Raw genomic sequence first — 16,607 nt, forward strand, 5'->3', positions numbered from 1 at the left:
CGCTGGTTCCCCATCGTGTACCTCGCGGGGGCGATCGTCATCTGTACCGTGGGGTAACCGGTCTTCCCGTGAGGATCGGGGGCACGTTCATTCGAGTCTCGTACCCACACATGGTTCCCAAATACGCAAACGGGGCAGATAGGTGTGGTGTACGTCACCTTCGGGCTGGACGGCATGGCTGGAGTTGCGACGACACGGCCGGGATCGTCACCGTTTCGGCGGTCCCAGACGCCGGGTACTTGCGCGATCCGTCCCGCCCGTGTGGACTACGGCCAAGCTTCGCGCACGCGCGAGGCCCAAGACATCTACCGAAACATGATCAGGAGGCAACCCGTGAGCGCGACCGCGGACCACGCGGAGGAGCGGACGAACCCTGCCGCCAGGCTGGGTTTCCAGCCCGGGCAGGTGGTCCAGGAGATCGGCTACGACGACGACGTCGACCAGGAGCTCCGCGAGGCCATTGAGAGCGCCGTCGAGGGCGAGCTGGTGGACGAGGACTACGAGGACGTGGCCGATGCCGTCGTGCTGTGGTTCCGTGACGACGACGGCGACCTGACGGATGCGCTGGTGGATGCCACCACGTACATCGAAGAGGGCGGGTCGATCCTCCTTCTCACGCCGAAGACCGGCCGTGACGGGTACGTCGAGGCCAGTGACATCTCGGAGGCCTCCACGACCGCCGGACTGACGGCGTCCAAGAGCGTCAGCGTCGGTAAGGACTGGAGCGGCAGCCGGCTGGCGACGCCCAAGGCCGCCAAGTCCAAGCGGTAGCCGCAAGGCTCCGCGACGAGACGAACCGGACCCCGGACGGACCGGCAGCCGACCGCTGTCGGCCCGTCCGCGGGACCGCGACCGTCCCTGCGTAGGGTGTTTCCAGCGAATCACCCACGGAGATCCCCCCGCGGAGATCTCCCGACGGAAGGGACGAACGGCACATGGCGATCCAGGTCGGCGACAAGGCCCCCGACTTCGAACTCAAGGACAACCACGGCGCGACCGTCCGGCTGTCCGAGTTCCGCGGCCGCAAGAACGTCGTGCTGCTCTTCTACCCCTTCGCCTTCACCGGTGTGTGCACGGGCGAGCTGTGCGAGGTCCGCGACAACCTGCCGCAGTTCTCCGACCGGGACACCCAGGTGCTCGCCGTCTCCAACGACTCCATCCACACCCTGCGGGTCTTCGCCGAGCAGGAGGGCCTGGAGTACCCGCTGCTCTCCGACTTCTGGCCGCACGGCAACGTCTCGCGCGCCTACGGCGTCTTCGACGAGGACAAGGGCTGCGCCGTCCGCGGCACCTTCATCATCGACCAGGAGGGCGTCGTGCGCTGGACCGTGGTCAACGGCCTGCCGGACGCCCGTGACCTGAGCGAGTACGTGAAGGCGCTCGACACCCTGTGAGCGGCGCCCGCCGCCGACGCCGGGTGCCGGTCCCGGGTGCCGACACCACGTGATTTGTCGGCTCCGGGGACTGCGGGGGGCGGGAACCCGTCACTAGGATCGACTCGTTGATCCGATATCCACGCACTACGGGGCACCCCGCCCCTGGACACCAATGGAGGACTCGTGGGAGTCAGCCTCAGCAAGGGCGGCAACGTATCGCTGACCAAGGAGGCCCCCGGCCTGACCGCGGTCATCGTCGGTCTGGGGTGGGACATCCGCACCACGACCGGCACCGACTTCGACCTCGACGCCAGCGCGCTGCTGCTGAACAGCGCCGGCAAGGTCGCCAGCGACGCGCACTTCATCTTCTTCAACAACCTGAAGAGCCCGGACGGCTCGGTCGAGCACACCGGTGACAACCTCACCGGTGAGGGCGAGGGCGACGACGAGCAGATCAAGATCAACCTCGCCGGCGTGCCCGCCGACATCGAGAAGATCGTCTTCCCGGTCTCGATCTACGACGCCGAGAACCGCCAGCAGTCCTTCGGCCAGGTCCGCAACGCGTTCATCCGCGTCGTCAACCAGGCCGGCGAGGCCGAGATCGCCCGCTACGACCTGAGCGAGGACGCCTCCACGGAGACCGCCATGGTCTTCGGCGAGCTGTACCGCCACGGTGCGGAGTGGAAGTTCCGCGCCATCGGCCAGGGCTACGCCTCCGGCCTGCGCGGCATCGCGCAGGACTTCGGCGTGAACGTCTGAGCACCGAGCGTCCGAGCGACTGAACGGCCGATTGACTGAACGGCCGAGCGACTGAACGGCCGGGACGACGGCCTCGATCGTCCGGCGAGGCCACGGTCTCGATACGTCCGGCGCCGCACGGTTTACGTGCGGCGCCGGACGCGCAGGAAACCCAAGAACCATCACCCGGGGAGGGACCATCACATGGGCGTCACGCTTGCCAAGGGCGGCAACGTCTCCCTGTCCAAGGCCGCACCGAACCTCACGCAGGTACTGGTCGGGCTCGGCTGGGACGCGCGTTCCACCACCGGAGCACCCTTCGACCTCGACGCGAGCGCGCTCGTGTGCAGCAGCGGCCGGGTGCTCGGCGACGAGTGGTTCGTCTTCTACAACCAGCTCAAGAGCCCGGACGGCTCGATCGAGCACACCGGGGACAACCTCACCGGTGAGGGCGACGGCGACGACGAGTCGCTGCTGGTCGACCTCTCCAAGGTCCCGGCCCACTGCGACAAGATCGTCTTCCCGGTCTCGATCCACATGGCCGACGAGCGCGGCCAGACCTTCGGCCAGGTCAGCAACGCCTTCATCCGGGTCGTCAACCAGGCCGACGGCCAGGAACTGGCCCGTTACGACCTCAGCGAGGACGCCTCCACGGAGACCGCGATGATCTTCGGCGAGCTCTACCGCTACCAGGGCGAGTGGAAGTTCCGTGCAGTGGGGCAGGGGTACGCGTCTGGGCTTCGGGGCATCGCTCTAGACTTCGGAGTCAACGTTTCGTAAAGCCGAGTACGGCGCGGGGGAGCCCCGTACACACACGATTGGGTAGCCAGTGCTTCTGAAAACCTTCGGCTGGTCGTTCGCGGTCACCGCGCTCGGCCTGGTCGCGGCGGTCTTCTACGGGGGGTGGACCGCCTTCGGCATCGTGGCGATCCTCTCCATCCTGGAGATCTCGCTGTCCTTCGACAACGCGGTGGTCAACGCCGGGATCCTGAAGAAGATGAATGCCTTCTGGCAGAAGATCTTCCTCACCATCGGCATCCTGATCGCCGTGTTCGGCATGCGCCTGGTGTTCCCGGTCGTGATCGTGGCGATCAGCGCCCAGCTCGGGCCGATCGAGGCCGTCGACCTCGCGCTCACCGACAAGGACCGCTATCAGGAGCTGGTGACGGACGCCCATCCGTCGATCGCCGCCTTCGGTGGCATGTTCCTTCTGATGATCTTCCTCGACTTCATCTTCGAGGACCGGGACATCAAGTGGCTGGCCTGGCTGGAGCGCCCGCTGGCCAAGCTCGGCAAGGTCGACATGCTGTCGGTCTGCATCGCCCTGATCGTGCTGCTCGTCTCCGCGATCACCTTCGGCGCCCACGCCCACCAGCACGGCGGCGCCCATGCCGACAAGGCGGAGACGGTCCTGCTCGCCGGTATCGCGGGTCTGATCACCTACATGATCGTCGGCGGTCTCTCCGGCTACTTCGAGGACAAACTCGAAGAGGAGGAGGAACGCGAGCACGAGGAGGAAGAGGCGGCCGCCCGCACCGGCAAGCCCAGGTCGGCCGTCAAACTGGCCGGCAAGGCCGCGTTCTTCATGTTCCTCTACCTCGAGGTCCTCGACGCGTCGTTCTCCTTCGACGGCGTCATCGGCGCCTTCGCCATCACCAACGACATCGTCCTGATGGCCCTCGGCCTGGGCATCGGCGCCATGTACGTCCGGTCCCTCACGGTCTACCTGGTCCGCCAGGGCACCCTCGACGACTACGTCTACCTGGAGCACGGCGCCCACTACGCCATCGGCGCCCTCTCGATCATCCTGCTGGTCACCATCCAGTACGAGATCCACGAGGTCATCACCGGCCTCGTCGGCGTCGCCCTCATCGCCTGGTCCTTCTGGTCCTCGGTGCGCCGCAACCGCGCACTGGCGGCGGCCGGAGGAGACGGCGACCAGGAGAAGGCGGAGGTCTCCTCCGGGGTGTGAAACCCCTGATTCCGGGCCGGGGCGCGCCCCCGGTGCGCCCGCGCCCCTGGTGTGAACCCGGCCCGGACGAGGAACGCTCTGAGCGGGGCGGCCGACGAGGACGACTCCTCGGGGCCGCCCCGTCGGCGGTGACGCGAAGGTGGGGCGGGAATGGGCTTCTTGGACGGGCTGTGGCGCGGCCGCGAGTCCGAGTTCGACTCGGGCAGCGCGGCGACCAACTCCATACAGTTGACCAAACGGCACAGCCAGGTCTCCCTGACCAAGCAGGGCGCGGCGACCGGCAATCTCCGCGTCAACCTCTCCTGGCGGATGCGGACCTCCGACATCTCGGGCGCCCAGCGGGAGAGCCTGCTGCGGCACCCCTTCAAGGCGCTCAAGCCCCCCGAGGTCGTCGGGCACAGCCAGAGCATGGTCAACGTCGACCTCGACCTCGGCTGCCTCTACGAACTCCAGGACGGCACCCGCGGGGTGGTGCAGCCGCTCGGCGGCTTCCTGGGCGACGTCAACGCCCCGCCCTACGTCAAACTCAGCGGCGACGACCGCTTCGGCTCCGCCTCCGGCGAGACGATCTACATCAACCTCGACCACAGGGACGCCATCAAGCGCCTGCTGCTCTTCGCCTACATCTACGACCAGACCCCCGCCTTCGACCGGACCCACGCCGTCGTCACGCTCTACCCGAGCAACGGACCGCGCATCGAGATCGGCCTCGACGAACGCCACCCGCAGGCCCGGTCCTGCGCCGTGGTGATGATCGAGAACGTCAAGGACGAGATCCTCGTCCGCCGCGAGGTGAAGTTCGTCTACGGCTTCCAGGGCGAACTGGACCGGCTCTACGGGTGGGGACTGCAATGGGGCCGGGGGCACAAGAGCAAGGCGGAGCGCTGAGCCCGCGACCGGGCCGCTGCCGCCTCCCGCGGCCGTGCCTCCCGGCCGGGACGACTACCGGCCGAGGAACTGCGGTCCCTGCGGGGGCAGCCGGAAGTCCGGATCGGGCGCCCCGGTGACCGGCTGCGGATAGCCGTAACCGGACTGCGCTCCGGTGACTCCGGCCGTGGCGGGCGCCTGCGGATACCCGTACCCGGGCCGGCCGGCCGCCGCCGGGGGATATCCGTAGGAGGGCTGGGCCGCCGCGGGCTGCTGCGGATAGCCGTACGCGGGCTGTGCCGGTACCCCGGTGGGCTGCTCCGGCGGCAGTGGCCGAGAGGCCCCGGGGAGGGGCTGTACGGCCGTCGGCTGCTCGGGACCGACCACCGGCGGAGCGGACGCCGGCTGGGCGGAGGTGGGCTGCTCGGGCGCGGACCGGGACGGAGCGGACGGGGCGGGGGCCGGCTGCACCGGTTCCGGCCGGGGGGCCGACACGGGGTCGTCCGCCCCCTCCGACTCGTCCACCGAGATGCCGAAGTCGGTCGCCAGGCCCTTGAGCCCGTTGGAGTAGCCCTCGCCCAGCGCCCGGAACTTCCAGGCCTCCCCGCGCCGGTACAGCTCGCCGCAGATCAGCGCCGTCTCCTGGCCCGTTTCCGGCTTGACGTCGAAGTGGGCCAGCGGCTCGGCGTCGGCGGCCGCGGCGTCGTACAGCAGGATGCGCAGCGAGGTGACCCGGTCGAAGGTGACGCCGTCCGCGGAGGCGACCAGCAGGATCCGGCCCACGGAGGGCTCGACGCCGGAGAGGTCTGTCTGGATCGTGTCGGTCAGACCCTCGGCGACCCGCTTCTTGCCGAGCCGCCAGACCTGGCCGGAGGGATGCCGGGGCTGGTTGTAGAAGACGAAGTCCTCATCGGAACGCACACGGTCGTCCGGCCCCAGCAGCAGCGCGGAGGCATCGACGTCGGGAACCCCCTGCCCAGGGGTCCAGCGCAGCACGGCGCGTACCGTGGTGGCTTGCAGCGGGACGTTCGACCCCTTCAGCATCGCGTGCGTCATGCCGTCATCCTGCCCTCTCGGTCCTGGTCACGACAACGCGGGGGCGGGTACTCGGCTTGTGTCCACGCGCTCCGGGTCGCCGTCGCCGACACGGCCGGGTTACCTGGAATTCATGCCCGGTGGGAACCTGCGACATGGATACGTACGTACTATTACCGGCCACCTTTCGTCGATTCACAGGTTGCCCAGACACCACGGGGGAGTTTCAATGCGTCATTTCGGACAGATAGCCCCTGATGTGCGGAAGCGTCTCTTTCATCAGGAGCCCTGTTCCTTCACCGCGGACTCCCCGGCCCGGGTGCTGTCCGCCGCGCTGGGCGCCACGCTCTACAGCCCGGCCACCCGGCCGAACCTCGCCGACGACATCCTGAAGCAGGGTGCGCGCGGGCTGGTGTCGATGGTGCTGTGCCTGGAGGACTCGATCGACGACGCCGACGTGCCCGTCGGCGAGGCGAACCTCGTCCGTCAGCTCACGGACCTGGCCGAACGGTCGGACATCGACGTCCCCCTCCTCTTCATCCGGGTCCGCACCCCCGAGCAGATACCCGACCTCGTGCGGCGGCTGGGCCCCGCCGTGCGGCTGCTGTCCGGATTCGTGCTGCCGAAGTTCACCGAGGAACGCGGCATGCCCTTCCTGGAGGCACTCTCCGCCGCCGAGGCCTCCAGTGGCCACAGACTCTTCGCCATGCCCGTGCTGGAGTCCCCCGACCTGCTGTACCGGGAGTCCCGGGTGCAGACGCTGGAGGGGATCTTCCGCGCGGTCGACAAGTTCCGGGACCGCGTGCTGGCGCTGCGGCTCGGCGTGACCGACTTCTGCTCCTCCTACGGCCTGCGCAGAGGCCCCGACATGACGGCCTACGACGTCCAGATCGTCGCCTCCGTGATCGCCGACGTGGTCAACATGCTCGCCCGCGCCGACGGCACCGGATTCACGGTGACCGGGCCCGTGTGGGAGTACTTCCGCGTCCAGGAGCGCATGTTCAAACCGCAACTGCGGCAGAGCCCCTTCCTCGAGGGCCAGGCCGTCGAACTGCGCCAGAAGCTCATCGAGCACTCCATGGACGGCCTGCTGCGCGAGATCTCCCTGGACCGGGCCAACGGCCTGCTGGGCAAGACCTGCATCCACCCCTCGCACGTCCTCCCCGTGCACGCGCTGTCCGTGGTCAGCCACGAGGAGTTCAGCGACGCCCAGGACATCCTGCGGCCCGAACGGTGCGGCGGAGGCGTGATGCGGTCGGCCTACACCAACAAGATGAACGAGGTGAAGCCCCATCGCGCCTGGGCCGAGCGGACCCTGCTGCGCGCCGAGGTCTTCGGGGTGGCGAACGAGGACGTCGGCTTCGTGGAACTGCTCGCCGCCGGCCTGTCCGACTGAACGCGGGGCGTCCGAACGCGAGGCGTCCGAACGCGTGGCGCCCGAACGCCGAGTGAGCGGACGCGGTGCGACCGGACGCCGGACGCCGAACTCAAGGAATCCAAGACCGACGCCGGGCCCCATGCCGCGGCGGACCACGGGAGGCACGAGTACATGACCGAGAGGGCGCACGCCGCGCACGCCGAGGGGGAGACCGGAGTCTGGTCCGGCAGCTGGGTCGCCGAGCGGCTCGGCGTCGAACTCGCCGGCGACGAGGCCCTGACCGGCCTCCTGGGGCTCGCCCTGCGCCGCAACCCCAAGCGGGCGCACCTGCTCGTCTCCAACGTGCTCGGCAAACACGTGCCGCAGGCGCCCTCCGTCGTCTACGGCCACGGCGTCGCCCTCGGCCGGCGCGTCCGCGAGCTGCTCGGCGCCGAGGCGGCCGAAGGCGCGGTCGTCCTCGGCTACGCGGAGACCGCCACCGGACTCGGCCACTCCGTCGCCGACGGCCTGGGCTCCGCCCCGTACCTGCACTCCACCCGTCGTGCGGTCGCCGGGGTCGCCCGGGCGGGCGGCTTCGAGGAGTCCCACTCGCACGCGACCTCCCACCTCCTGCTGCCGCAGGACCCGGCGCTGCTGGCCGGGGACGGGCCGCTGATCCTCGTCGACGACGAGTTCTCCACCGGCAACACCGTGCTCAACACGATCCGCGCCCTGCACGAGCGCTATCCCCGCAAGCGGTACGTCGTGGTGGCGCTCGTCGACATGCGCTCGCCCGCCGACGCCGGCCGGCTGGACGCCTTCGCCGGTGAGATCGGTGCCCGCGTCGATCTGGTGACCACCGCTTCCGGCACCGTCCGGCTGCCGCCGGGCGTGCTGGAGAAGGGGCAGGAACTGGTCGCCCGGTACGAGGCGCCGCCCGTCGACCCGGCCACGGAACCGACGACGGAAGCCACGACGGAACGCACGACGGAAGCCACGTCGGAAGCCACGTCGGAACCGGCCTCGGGGCCGACCGGTGGAAGCCGCAGGGCCGCCTCGCCCGGCTCCGTCGAGCGCGTCGATCTGCGCTGGCCCCACGACGTGCCCGACGGCGGACGGCACGGGTTCACCGCAGCGGACCGGGACCGGCTGGAGAGCGCCCTGCCCGGCATGGCGGCACGGATCGCCGACGCACTGCCCGCCCGGGCCCGGCGCGTGCTCGTCCTCGGCTTCGAGGAACTCATGTACGCCCCCCTCCGCCTGGCCCAGGCGCTGGAGCAGGCCGTCGGCGGCGACGTCGACGTGCGCTACTCCACCACCACCCGCTCTCCCGTCCTCGCCGTCGACGACCCCGGCTACGCCATACGCACCCGCCTGGTCTTCCCCGCGCACGACGACCCGGCCGACGGCCCCGGCGAGCGCTACGCCTACAACGTCGCGGGCGCCGGCTTCGATGCCGTGATCGCCGTCGTCGACTCGGCCGCCGACACTCCCGCGCTGCACGCCCCGGACGGACTCGCCGCCCGGCTCGCCGCCCACGTCCCGCACGTCCTGCTCGCGGTCGTCCCGTCGTACGTCCCGCCCGCCTCGCCCGCCCCGCAAGCGCCAGAAAGGCCCCCCATGCTGCCCGAGCCGCTGCGCGGCCCCGCATTCTCCTCGTACGCGCCCGACGAGGTCGGCTGGCTGCTCCAGGACCTCTCCGACGTGACCCTGGAGGCGCCGACCGAGGAGCGCGAGGAGGCGATCCAGAGCGGCGGCGCGCACTACGCCGAGTCGCTGCCCGTGGAGTACCAGCCCAGCGAGCAGTACCAGGAGTTGTTCCACGCGGCGCTGGACTCGTCCGCCGCCCGGCTGGCGCGCGCCGTCGGCGCCGTCACCGAGGTCGTGCTCACGGAGCGGTCGCCCCGCCCCGTCCTGGTCTCGCTCGCCCGGGCGGGCACACCCGTCGGCGTTCTGATGCGCCGCTGGGCGCGGTTCCGTCATGGTCTCGACCTCCCTCATTACGCGGTGTCGATCGTCCGGGGCCGGGGCATCGACGCCAACGCCCTGCGCTGGCTGGCCGACCACCACGACCCCGCCGACGTCGTCTTCGTCGACGGCTGGACCGGCAAGGGCGCCATCACCCGTGAACTCGCCGCCGCGCTGCGCGACTTCGAGGCCTCGGACGGTGTCACCGGCTTCGACCCGGAGATCGCCGTACTGGCCGACCCCGGCTCCTGCGTACGCACCTACGGCACGCGCGACGACTTCCTCATCCCCTCGGCCTGCCTCAACTCCACCGTCTCCGGCCTGATATCCCGCACCGTGCTCCGCGCCGACCTGGTCGGCCCGCACGACTTCCACGGCGCGAAGTTCTACAGCGAACTCGCCGGCGCCGATCTGTCGCCGGCCTTCCTGGACGCCGTCTCCGCCCGCTTCCCGGACGTCACGGAGTCGGTCGACGCCCACGTCAAGGAGCTTCTCTCCGCCGACCGCACCCCCACCTGGGAGGGCTGGGCCGCCGTCGAGCGCATCAGCGAGGAGTACGGCATCCACGACGTGAACCTCGTCAAGCCCGGCGTCGGCGAGACCACGCGTGTCATGCTGCGCCGTGTCCCGTGGAAGGTGCTGGCCCGAGCCGGGGCCGGCGCCGACCTGGACCATGTCCGTCTGCTGGCCGAGCAGCGGGGCGTACCCGTGGAGGAGGTCGCCGACCTTCCCTACACCTGCGTCGGGCTGATCCACCCCCAGTACACGCGGGGCGCCACCGGCGCCGACGGCAAGGCGGTGACGCTCTGATGCCGGTGCTCGTCGCCAGCGACCTCGATCGCACGCTCATCTACTCCGCTGCCGCACTCGGACTGACCATGCCCGACCTGAGGGCGCCCCGCCTGCTGTGCGTGGAGGTCTACGAGAGCAGACCCCTCTCCTACATGACCGAGACCGCCGCCCAACTGCTGACCGACCTCGGCGACACGGCGGTCTTCGTGCCGACCACCACCCGGACCCGCAAGCAGTACCAGCGGATCAACCTCCCCGGCCCCGCCCCGAAGTACGCGATCTGTGCGAACGGCGGCCACCTCCTGGTGGACGGGGTCTCCGACCCCGACTGGCACGCACAGGTGACCGCACGGCTGGCCGACGAATGCGCCTCGCTGGCCGAGGTCCGCGATCACCTGGCGAGCACGGCCGACCCGCTGTGGGTGCGCAAGCACCGGGTCGCCGAGGACCTCTTCGCCTACTTGGTGGTCGAACGCGATCTGCTGCCCCAGGACTGGGTGAAGGAACTCGCCGTCTGGGCCGAGAACCGCGGCTGGACCGTGTCACTCCAGGGCCGCAAGATCTACGCCGTCCCCAAGCCGCTCACCAAGAGCGCCGCAGTGCACGAGGTCGCCCGCCGTACCGGTGCCGAACTCACCCTCGCCGCCGGTGACTCGCTTCTCGATGCTGACCTGCTCCTCGCCGCCGACCGCGGCTGGCGTCCGGGCCACGGCGAACTGGCCGACTCCGGGTGGACGGCTCCGACGATCAGCGCCTTGCCCGAGCGCGGCGTCCTGGCCGGTGAGCGGATCCTCCGGGAGTTCCTGCGCGCGTCGAGCCGGGCTCGCTGAACCCGCCGTCCGGGCTCCCGGCCCCGGCACCGTCCCCGGTGCCGGGGTGGCCGTCGTCGGCCGGCGGCCGTATGTCCTGCCGCCCGTCGCCCCCGCGGCCCCGCCTGCGGTGGCCGGCCCCCGGCCGCAACAGGCGCATGCCGACGAAGACCAGCAGCGCCAGGGCGGCCGCGGCGAGGATCACCTTCGAGTAGGTGGAGGCTATCTCCGAGACCTCGGACCAGTTGTCCCCCAGCGCATAGCCGGCGAGGACGAACACGGTGTTCCAGATGGCGCTGCCCAGCGTCGTCAGGGCGAGGAAGACGGGCAGCCGCATCCGCTCGACACCCGCGGGGACAGAGATCAGACTGCGGAAGATGGGGATCATCCGGCCGAAGAACACGGCCTTCGTCCCGTGCTTGAGGAACCAGGCCTCCGTCTTCTCTATGTCGGACACCTTCACCAGCGGCAGCTTCCCCGCTATCGCCACCGTGCGGTCCCGGCCGAGCAGGGCACCGATCCCGTACAGGGCGAGCGCGCCGATCACCGAACCCGCCGTCGTCCACAGCAGGACGGCGATCAGGTTCATCCGGCCGGAGCTCGCGGCGAACCCGGCGAGCGGCAGGATCACCTCGCTCGGCAGCGGAGGAAACAGGTTCTCCAGAGCGATGGCGAGGCCGGCACCCGGCGCGCCGAGGGCGTCCATGAGGTCGTTGATCCACTGCGGGGCCGCGCCGCTGTCCGCGGCCGACTGCGCTGCGATGGCTGTCATGACGACCACGCTAGAAAATCGCGGCTGAAGGGACCCTGAGGAAGACCGCAGGATCGAATGCGGTGCGCCGCAGGCGGGAATTGCGGTTTTCCGCAGTGTGCGCCGCCGACCCGCCCGACTAGCCTCGCGATCATGCGAGTTACGGCGCGACGTGTACTGCGGTGCGGGGTGGGCCTCATGATGGGGACCGCCACGGCCGCCGTCGAGCTGCTCTTCGCCCTGCTGGCCGGAGTGGCCCTGCTGCCGGTGGCGGCCTGGCCGGCGGGGCGCCGTGCGGTACTGCGGCCGATCCTCGCGGGCGCGCGGATCCTGGCGGAGCTGGAGCGGGGCCGGCTGCGGATGTGGCTCGACCTCCGCGTCACACCCGCGTACGAGGACGTGCGGGTGCTGCGGTACATCGCCTGCCATTGGACCCTGGGCGTGCTGGGCGGGGTCGTGATGCTGACGGCCGCCGTCGGCCTGGCGTACGGCACCTTCGGGGTGTACGGCTGGCTCCTGCTGGACGGCATACGCAATCCCGGTTCGCTGGTCCTGGGCAGTCTGGGCGGCCTCTTCCTCGTGTTCCTCGCCGTGCAGGGAATATTCGGCGTGGCGGGACTGGAGGGGAAGCTGGCGCGGCACTTCCTCGGCCCTCGCCACCAGGCGGAGCTGGAGCGGCGGATCGCCGAGCTGTCCGCCAGCCGCGCCGCGGTGGTGGACGCGGTGAACGACGAACGGCGCCGCATCGAGCGCGATCTGCACGACGGCGTGCAGCAGCGCCTCGTCGCCCTCGGCATGCTCCTCGGCCGGGCCCGCCGCAGTCAGGACGCCGACCGCCGGGACCGGCTGCTGGGCCAGGCCCACGACGAGAGCCGCCGTGCCCTGGACGAGCTGCGCGAGGTGGCGTGGCGGATCTACCCGACCACGCTGGACGAGGCGGGGCTGCGCGCGGCCCTGGAGACGGTCGCCGAGCGGGCGTCCGTGCCGGTGGGAGTCGTGTACGAGCTCACCGAGGAGCCCGAGCAGGCGGTGGCGACCGTCGCGTACTTCGTGGTCTGCGAGGCGGTCACGAACGCGGTCAAGCACGCGGCGCCGACCCGCATAAGCGTCGCCGTCAGAGTGGAGGAGGAACGGATGTACGTGAGTGTGCAGGACGACGGCTGCGGCGGGGCGAACGCCGCCGGCAGCGGACTGTTCGGCCTCGCCCGGCGCGTCGCCGCCCTCGACGGCAGCCTCAGCGTGGTCAGCCCGCCGGGAGGGCCGACCCTCGTGGCCGCGGAGCTGCCATGCGGCTGATGCTCGCCGAGGACTCGACCCTGCTGCGGGAGGGGCTGGTGCGGTTGCTGGCGGAGGAGGGCCACGAGGTCCTCGCGGCCGTGGGCAATGCCGAACTGCTGCTCAAGGCGGTCGCCGAGGACCCGCCGGACGTGGTCGTCGCCGACGTCCGGATGCCGCCCACGCACACGGACGAGGGCCTGCGCGCGGCCCTGGAGATACGCGAGCGGTGGCCGCAGGTCGGAGTGCTGGTGCTGTCGCAGTACGTCGAGAAGCGGTACGCGACCGAATTGCTCACCGGGGACACGGAAGGAGTCGGTTACCTGCTCAAGGACCGTGTGGTCCAGGTCGACGAGTTCCTCGACGCGCTGGAGCGGGTCGCCGCCGGACGTGCCGCCTTCGACCCGGAGGTCGTCCGTCAGCTCCTCGGCCGTACGACGCACACCGACCTGCTCGCCCGGCTCACCGTACGGGAGCGGGACGTGCTGGCCGAGATGGCGCAGGGCCACACCAACGCGGCGATCGCACGACGGCTGCACATCTCGCAGAGCGCCGTGGAGAAGCACGCCAACGCGATCTTCGACAAGCTGGAGCTGACGGGAGGTGAGGGCTATTCACGCAGGGTGCTGGCGGTGCTGCGCTATCTGGGGAGCTGAGCCGAGGAGAGCGGGCCTCAGCCGCAGCAGCCCCCGCCGCAGCAGCCTCCGCCGCCACCCGACGAGGGCGCCGGCGTGGACGCGGAAGCCGAGCCGCCGACCGCGACCGTCGACAGCAGCTTCACCGTGTCGTCGTGACCCGCCGGGCAGGCGGCGGGGGCGGAGGACTCGGCCATGGGACGGCTCAGTTCGAAGGTGTCGCCGCAGCTCCGGCAGCGGTACTCGTAGCGAGGCATGCGCACAGGTTAACCGGCGGGGTCGGCCGGTGGCCCCAGTCGTCCGAGGCGGTCAGTGACCGGCCCCGCGTTCCTCGCGGATCTGGGCGACCACGTGGGCCACGGTCTGCCGGACCGCTTCCGTCTCCGTCAGGAAGTGCCAGTAGTCGGGGTGCCGGCCCTCCAGCGTGGTGGCCGCCCGCTCCAGCCGGGCCACGGCGTCGTCCAGGGGGCGCGCGTGACGGGGCTCGGGGGTGTTGCGGCCGGCCATGGCCAGGCGCTGGGCGTCGCGGATGGCGAAGCGGGTGCGCTCGATCTCCTGCTGCGGGTCCTTCTGCACGGCGTTCAGCTGCCGCAGCCGGTCGCCGGCCGCCGAGACGGCCTCGTCGGTCGAGTTCAGCAGCGCTCGTACCGTCGACAGGAGGGCGGTGGCGTCGGGCCAGCGCTGTTCGTCGCGGGCGGTCCGTGCCTCGGACAGTTTCCGCTCGGCCTGCCGGACCGATTCGGTGGCCTGCTCCGGCACGTGCTGGAGGTCCTGCCAGCAGGCGGCGGTGAAGCGGCGCCGCAGCTCGCTGAGCACCGGCTCGACCTGCCCGGTCCGGGTGGTCAGGGCCTGGGCGCGGGTGCGCAGGGAGACCAGGCGGTGGTCGATCTCGGCGGCGCGCTCGGGCAGGCGTTCCGCCTCGGCGCGGACCGCCTCGGCCTCCCGGGTGACGCGTTCGGCCCGCTCGAGGGTCTGGGGCACTCCGTGCTGTCCCGCGCCCTGGTTCAGACGGGTCAGCTCCGGGCCGAGGGTGGCGAGACGGGTGGCGAGGTCGTCGGCCTTCAGGCCGGATCCGCGCGCGGCGTCCAGGGCGTTGGAGGCGGCGAGCAGGGCCTGCCGGGCGCGTTCCACGGCCGGTGCCAGCCGGGCCAACTGGGTCTCGGCCTTGCCGAGGAGGGGACCGAGGCCTTCGGCGAAGCGGTCCAGTTCCTGCTTGACCCGGCCCAGCTCGGTCTTGGCGGCGGTCAGTTCGGTGCGGGCGCGGGAGGCGGCGGACGCCTCCAGGTCGTCCCGGTCCAGGTCGTGGGCGTCGACGGCGCTGATGTACTGGTGGCTGACCTCGTCGATGCGCCGGCCGAGGGCCTCGAAGTCGGTGACCGCGCGGCGGGCGGCGGGGGAGGAGTCGACGGCGGCGATCGTCTCTATCGAGATCCGCAGGTCCCGCTGGGCGGTGTCCAGCTCGTAGAAGGCGGCGGCCGCGTCGTCCTTCGCGGTCTGGGCCTCCGCCCGCTGGCTCTCGGCCCGCCCGCCGAACCACCGCCGGGTGCCGCCCCCGGCGAACGCGGCGGGCAGCGCGAGGACGGCGAGCAGCGGCAGGCCCATCAGGGTGATCGCGTCACGGGCCGCGCCGGGCGCCCGGCGGCGGGAGTGGTGCGGCAGGCGCTGGGCGCGCACCACCATCGGCGAGTACGGCTGCGATGGCGTCGCCGTCACATCACTCTCCCGTGTCGTCCGTCCTGCCCGGGTTCATTCTCCCACCCGTTGAGGACGAACACACGGGCCGGTCAGTTCGCGGTTCGGACGGTGATTTTGCCGTCACCGGACCGGGCGTCGACCACGTGCGCGCTGGCGCCGTCGGTGGGCACGGACACGTCGACCGCGCCGTCACCGGTGTCGGTGGACACCTTGTACGTGGCCCGGGGCAGTGAGATCGTCACGGAGCCGTCGCCCGTGCGGGACTCCACCCGGTCCGGGACGGTGCCGAGGTCGAGCCGGACCGAGCCGTCGCCGGTGTGCGCCTTCACCTGCCGGGAGGAGACGGCGGCACGTACGGAACCGTCGTCGGTACGCAGCTCCAGCGGCCCGGAGGAGTCGGTGACGTGCACGGAGCCGTCGCCGGTACGGATGTTCAGCGCGTCCTCGAACCCGCTCGCCCGCACGCTGCCGTCCCCGTCCCTCACCTTCACGGCGACGCCGCGCGGCACCTCGACGCGGTGCTTGGCCGCGCAGTTGGCGACCACGCCGGAGCAGTGCATCCGCAGCACCAGCCGGTCGCCGTCCATCTTCCAGGTCACCTCGGGTTCCGAACCGACGGCGACCGACCCGGAGAACCACCGGGTGACCTCGACCTTGCCGGACGCGTGGTCGTCGGAGGCGACGAGTTCCAGGGCGGAGTCGTCGGAGTCGACGGTGAGCGTACGGCCCGGGAGGGCGAACGACCGGTGCTCGGGCTCCTTGTCGTCCGACGCGGAGGCGCAGGCGCTCAGGCCCGCGACGAGAACGGCGACGGCGCCGGCGGCGGCGAACGCGCGGACGGGAACGGTACGGGCAGGCATGACGGTCTCCCCCTGGAACGGACGACGAGGTGCCGCGCCCGGGTTTTCCGCGGTGGCGGACGCCCCCGCTCGGCGAGGCTCTTCGACCGTACGGAGCACGGGCCCCCGCCGGGATCCGGGCCGCTACCGGATCCGGGGTGGGGTTAACCCCCGGCCCCGGCCCCCCGGCCCCTGGGCCGGAGCACCGCCTGAACGCGTTTGCCGGGCAGCGCCCCGGGCCATGTAGGCTGTCGACTCGTCCTGGGTGCGTAGCTCAGGGGTAGAGCGCCTGCCTTACAAGCAGGATGTCGGCGGTTCGAAACCGTCCGCGCCCACCAGGACCGGCGCCGTCGTCGGTGCGAAGGCCCCCGGAGTTCTTCCGGGGGCCTTACGCGTGCGGTCGTTCCGTCTCACCGGGACGAGGACCGTGAGACCCAGGGCTGTGAGAAGCACAGGCCCATGAGAAGCCCAGGCCCATGAGAAGCGCCGGGTGACGCT

16 protein-coding genes and 1 tRNA gene are annotated in these 16,607 nt (G+C 71.1%); 12 read left to right on the forward strand and 5 right to left on the reverse strand.

Annotated elements, in window-relative coordinates:
- The first annotated feature begins 333 nt into the window (after window positions 1–333).
- The 6 genes from D1J63_RS25635 to D1J63_RS25660 all read left to right on the forward strand — a co-directional run bounded on the left by D1J63_RS25635 (window position 334) and on the right by D1J63_RS25660 (window position 4,974).
- Window positions 334–771, forward strand: a complete 438-nt coding sequence (locus D1J63_RS25635) for a DUF3052 domain-containing protein (RefSeq protein ID WP_061444981.1) — start codon at window positions 334–336, stop codon at window positions 769–771.
- 164 nt (window positions 772–935) lie between these two features.
- A complete protein-coding gene (locus tag D1J63_RS25640; RefSeq protein WP_102930836.1) occupies window positions 936–1,394 on the forward strand; it encodes a peroxiredoxin in 459 nt (152 codons plus the stop codon).
- Between the two features lie 165 nt (window positions 1,395–1,559).
- Complete coding sequence (locus D1J63_RS25645; RefSeq protein WP_102930837.1) at window positions 1,560–2,135, forward strand: calcium homeostasis/redox stress adaptation protein; 576 nt, start codon at window positions 1,560–1,562, stop codon at window positions 2,133–2,135.
- A gap of 183 nt (window positions 2,136–2,318) precedes the next feature.
- Window positions 2,319–2,894: a TerD family protein gene (locus tag D1J63_RS25650; RefSeq protein WP_003976437.1), complete on the forward strand. Its 576-nt coding sequence runs from the start codon at window positions 2,319–2,321 to the stop codon at window positions 2,892–2,894.
- Window positions 2,895–2,943: 49 nt separating this feature from the next.
- Window positions 2,944–4,086 (forward strand): DUF475 domain-containing protein, encoded by a 1,143-nt coding sequence (locus tag D1J63_RS25655; protein WP_125632002.1) that lies wholly within the window; start codon window positions 2,944–2,946, stop codon window positions 4,084–4,086.
- Between the two features lie 150 nt (window positions 4,087–4,236).
- Window positions 4,237–4,974: a Tellurium resistance gene (locus D1J63_RS25660; RefSeq protein WP_102928521.1), complete on the forward strand. Its 738-nt coding sequence runs from the start codon at window positions 4,237–4,239 to the stop codon at window positions 4,972–4,974.
- Window positions 4,975–5,028: 54 nt separating this feature from the next.
- Here the strand turns inward: D1J63_RS25660 and D1J63_RS25665 are convergent, their stop codons facing one another.
- Window positions 5,029–6,009 carry a TerD family protein gene (locus tag D1J63_RS25665; RefSeq protein WP_125632004.1) on the reverse strand — a complete coding sequence of 327 codons (981 nt, stop codon included), beginning with the start codon at window positions 6,007–6,009 and terminating at the stop codon, window positions 5,029–5,031.
- A 208-nt stretch (window positions 6,010–6,217) separates the two neighbouring features.
- On the opposite strand from D1J63_RS25665, the gene D1J63_RS25670 reads away from it, so the two are divergent.
- The 3 genes from D1J63_RS25670 (at window position 6,218) to D1J63_RS25680 (ending at window position 10,935) form a co-directional block, all read left to right on the forward strand.
- Entirely contained in the window at window positions 6,218–7,384 is a 1,167-nt protein-coding gene (locus D1J63_RS25670; RefSeq protein ID WP_125632006.1) for an HpcH/HpaI aldolase/citrate lyase family protein, read from the forward strand.
- Window positions 7,385–7,537: 153 nt separating this feature from the next.
- Window positions 7,538–10,123 carry a phosphoribosyltransferase gene (locus tag D1J63_RS25675; protein ID WP_125632008.1) on the forward strand — a complete coding sequence of 862 codons (2,586 nt, stop codon included), beginning with the start codon at window positions 7,538–7,540 and terminating at the stop codon, window positions 10,121–10,123.
- Window positions 10,123–10,935 (forward strand): HAD family hydrolase, encoded by an 813-nt coding sequence (locus D1J63_RS25680; protein WP_125632010.1) that lies wholly within the window; start codon window positions 10,123–10,125, stop codon window positions 10,933–10,935. The genes D1J63_RS25675 and D1J63_RS25680 overlap by 1 nt, the downstream gene beginning before the upstream one ends.
- Here D1J63_RS25680 and D1J63_RS25685 read toward each other — a convergent pair.
- The gene (locus D1J63_RS25685) at window positions 10,853–11,686 is read right to left on the reverse strand and encodes a DedA family protein (RefSeq protein ID WP_176155382.1); all 834 of its coding nucleotides are present in this window, start codon (window positions 11,684–11,686) and stop codon (window positions 10,853–10,855) included. The genes D1J63_RS25680 and D1J63_RS25685 overlap by 83 nt on opposite strands.
- Before the next feature lie 177 nt (window positions 11,687–11,863).
- Here D1J63_RS25685 and D1J63_RS25690 point away from each other — a divergent pair, with 177 nt between their 5' ends.
- Entirely contained in the window at window positions 11,864–12,961 is a 1,098-nt protein-coding gene (locus D1J63_RS25690) for a histidine kinase (RefSeq protein WP_240798798.1), read from the forward strand.
- Window positions 12,952–13,596, forward strand: a complete 645-nt coding sequence (locus D1J63_RS25695) for a response regulator transcription factor (protein WP_164712973.1) — start codon at window positions 12,952–12,954, stop codon at window positions 13,594–13,596. The genes D1J63_RS25690 and D1J63_RS25695 overlap by 10 nt, the downstream gene beginning before the upstream one ends.
- Window positions 13,597–13,613: 17 nt before the next feature.
- Here the strand turns inward: D1J63_RS25695 and D1J63_RS25700 are convergent, their stop codons facing one another.
- From D1J63_RS25700 to D1J63_RS25710, 3 genes are all read right to left on the reverse strand, one after another.
- A complete protein-coding gene (locus D1J63_RS25700; RefSeq protein WP_125632012.1) occupies window positions 13,614–13,832 on the reverse strand; it encodes a zinc ribbon domain-containing protein in 219 nt (72 codons plus the stop codon).
- A gap of 52 nt (window positions 13,833–13,884) precedes the next feature.
- Complete coding sequence (locus tag D1J63_RS25705) at window positions 13,885–15,288, reverse strand: hypothetical protein (RefSeq protein WP_125632015.1); 1,404 nt, start codon at window positions 15,286–15,288, stop codon at window positions 13,885–13,887.
- Window positions 15,289–15,359: 71 nt separating this feature from the next.
- A complete protein-coding gene (locus D1J63_RS25710; RefSeq protein ID WP_102928527.1) occupies window positions 15,360–16,130 on the reverse strand; it encodes a DUF4097 family beta strand repeat-containing protein in 771 nt (256 codons plus the stop codon).
- 242 nt (window positions 16,131–16,372) lie between these two features.
- On the opposite strand from D1J63_RS25710, the gene D1J63_RS25715 reads away from it, so the two are divergent.
- Window positions 16,373–16,447, forward strand: a tRNA-Val gene (locus D1J63_RS25715).
- The last annotated feature ends 160 nt before the right edge of the window (window positions 16,448–16,607 follow it).

The organism is Streptomyces sp. KPB2, assembly GCF_003950055.1.
Lineage (GTDB): Bacteria > Actinomycetota > Actinomycetes > Streptomycetales > Streptomycetaceae > Streptomyces > Streptomyces salinarius.

Excerpts from the sequence above, each read along its gene's own strand:
- D1J63_RS25640 (WP_102930836.1), top strand. The coding sequence starts at position 936 with ATGGCGATCCAGGTCGGCGACAAGGCCCCCGACTTCGAACTCAAGGAC.
- D1J63_RS25650 (WP_003976437.1), top strand. The coding sequence starts at position 2,319 with ATGGGCGTCACGCTTGCCAAGGGCGGCAACGTCTCCCTGTCCAAGGCC.
- D1J63_RS25660 (WP_102928521.1), top strand. The coding sequence starts at position 4,237 with ATGGGCTTCTTGGACGGGCTGTGGCGCGGCCGCGAGTCCGAGTTCGAC.
- D1J63_RS25665 (WP_125632004.1), bottom strand. The coding sequence starts at position 6,009 with ATGACGCACGCGATGCTGAAGGGGTCGAACGTCCCGCTGCAAGCCACC.
- D1J63_RS25670 (WP_125632006.1), top strand. The coding sequence starts at position 6,218 with ATGCGTCATTTCGGACAGATAGCCCCTGATGTGCGGAAGCGTCTCTTT.
- D1J63_RS25675 (WP_125632008.1), top strand. The coding sequence starts at position 7,538 with ATGACCGAGAGGGCGCACGCCGCGCACGCCGAGGGGGAGACCGGAGTC.
- D1J63_RS25680 (WP_125632010.1), top strand. The coding sequence starts at position 10,123 with ATGCCGGTGCTCGTCGCCAGCGACCTCGATCGCACGCTCATCTACTCC.
- D1J63_RS25685 (WP_176155382.1), bottom strand. The coding sequence starts at position 11,686 with ATGACAGCCATCGCAGCGCAGTCGGCCGCGGACAGCGGCGCGGCCCCG.
- D1J63_RS25690 (WP_240798798.1), top strand. The coding sequence starts at position 11,864 with ATGATGGGGACCGCCACGGCCGCCGTCGAGCTGCTCTTCGCCCTGCTG.
- D1J63_RS25695 (WP_164712973.1), top strand. The coding sequence starts at position 12,952 with ATGCGGCTGATGCTCGCCGAGGACTCGACCCTGCTGCGGGAGGGGCTG.
- D1J63_RS25700 (WP_125632012.1), bottom strand. The coding sequence starts at position 13,832 with ATGCCTCGCTACGAGTACCGCTGCCGGAGCTGCGGCGACACCTTCGAA.
- D1J63_RS25710 (WP_102928527.1), bottom strand. The coding sequence starts at position 16,130 with ATGCCTGCCCGTACCGTTCCCGTCCGCGCGTTCGCCGCCGCCGGCGCC.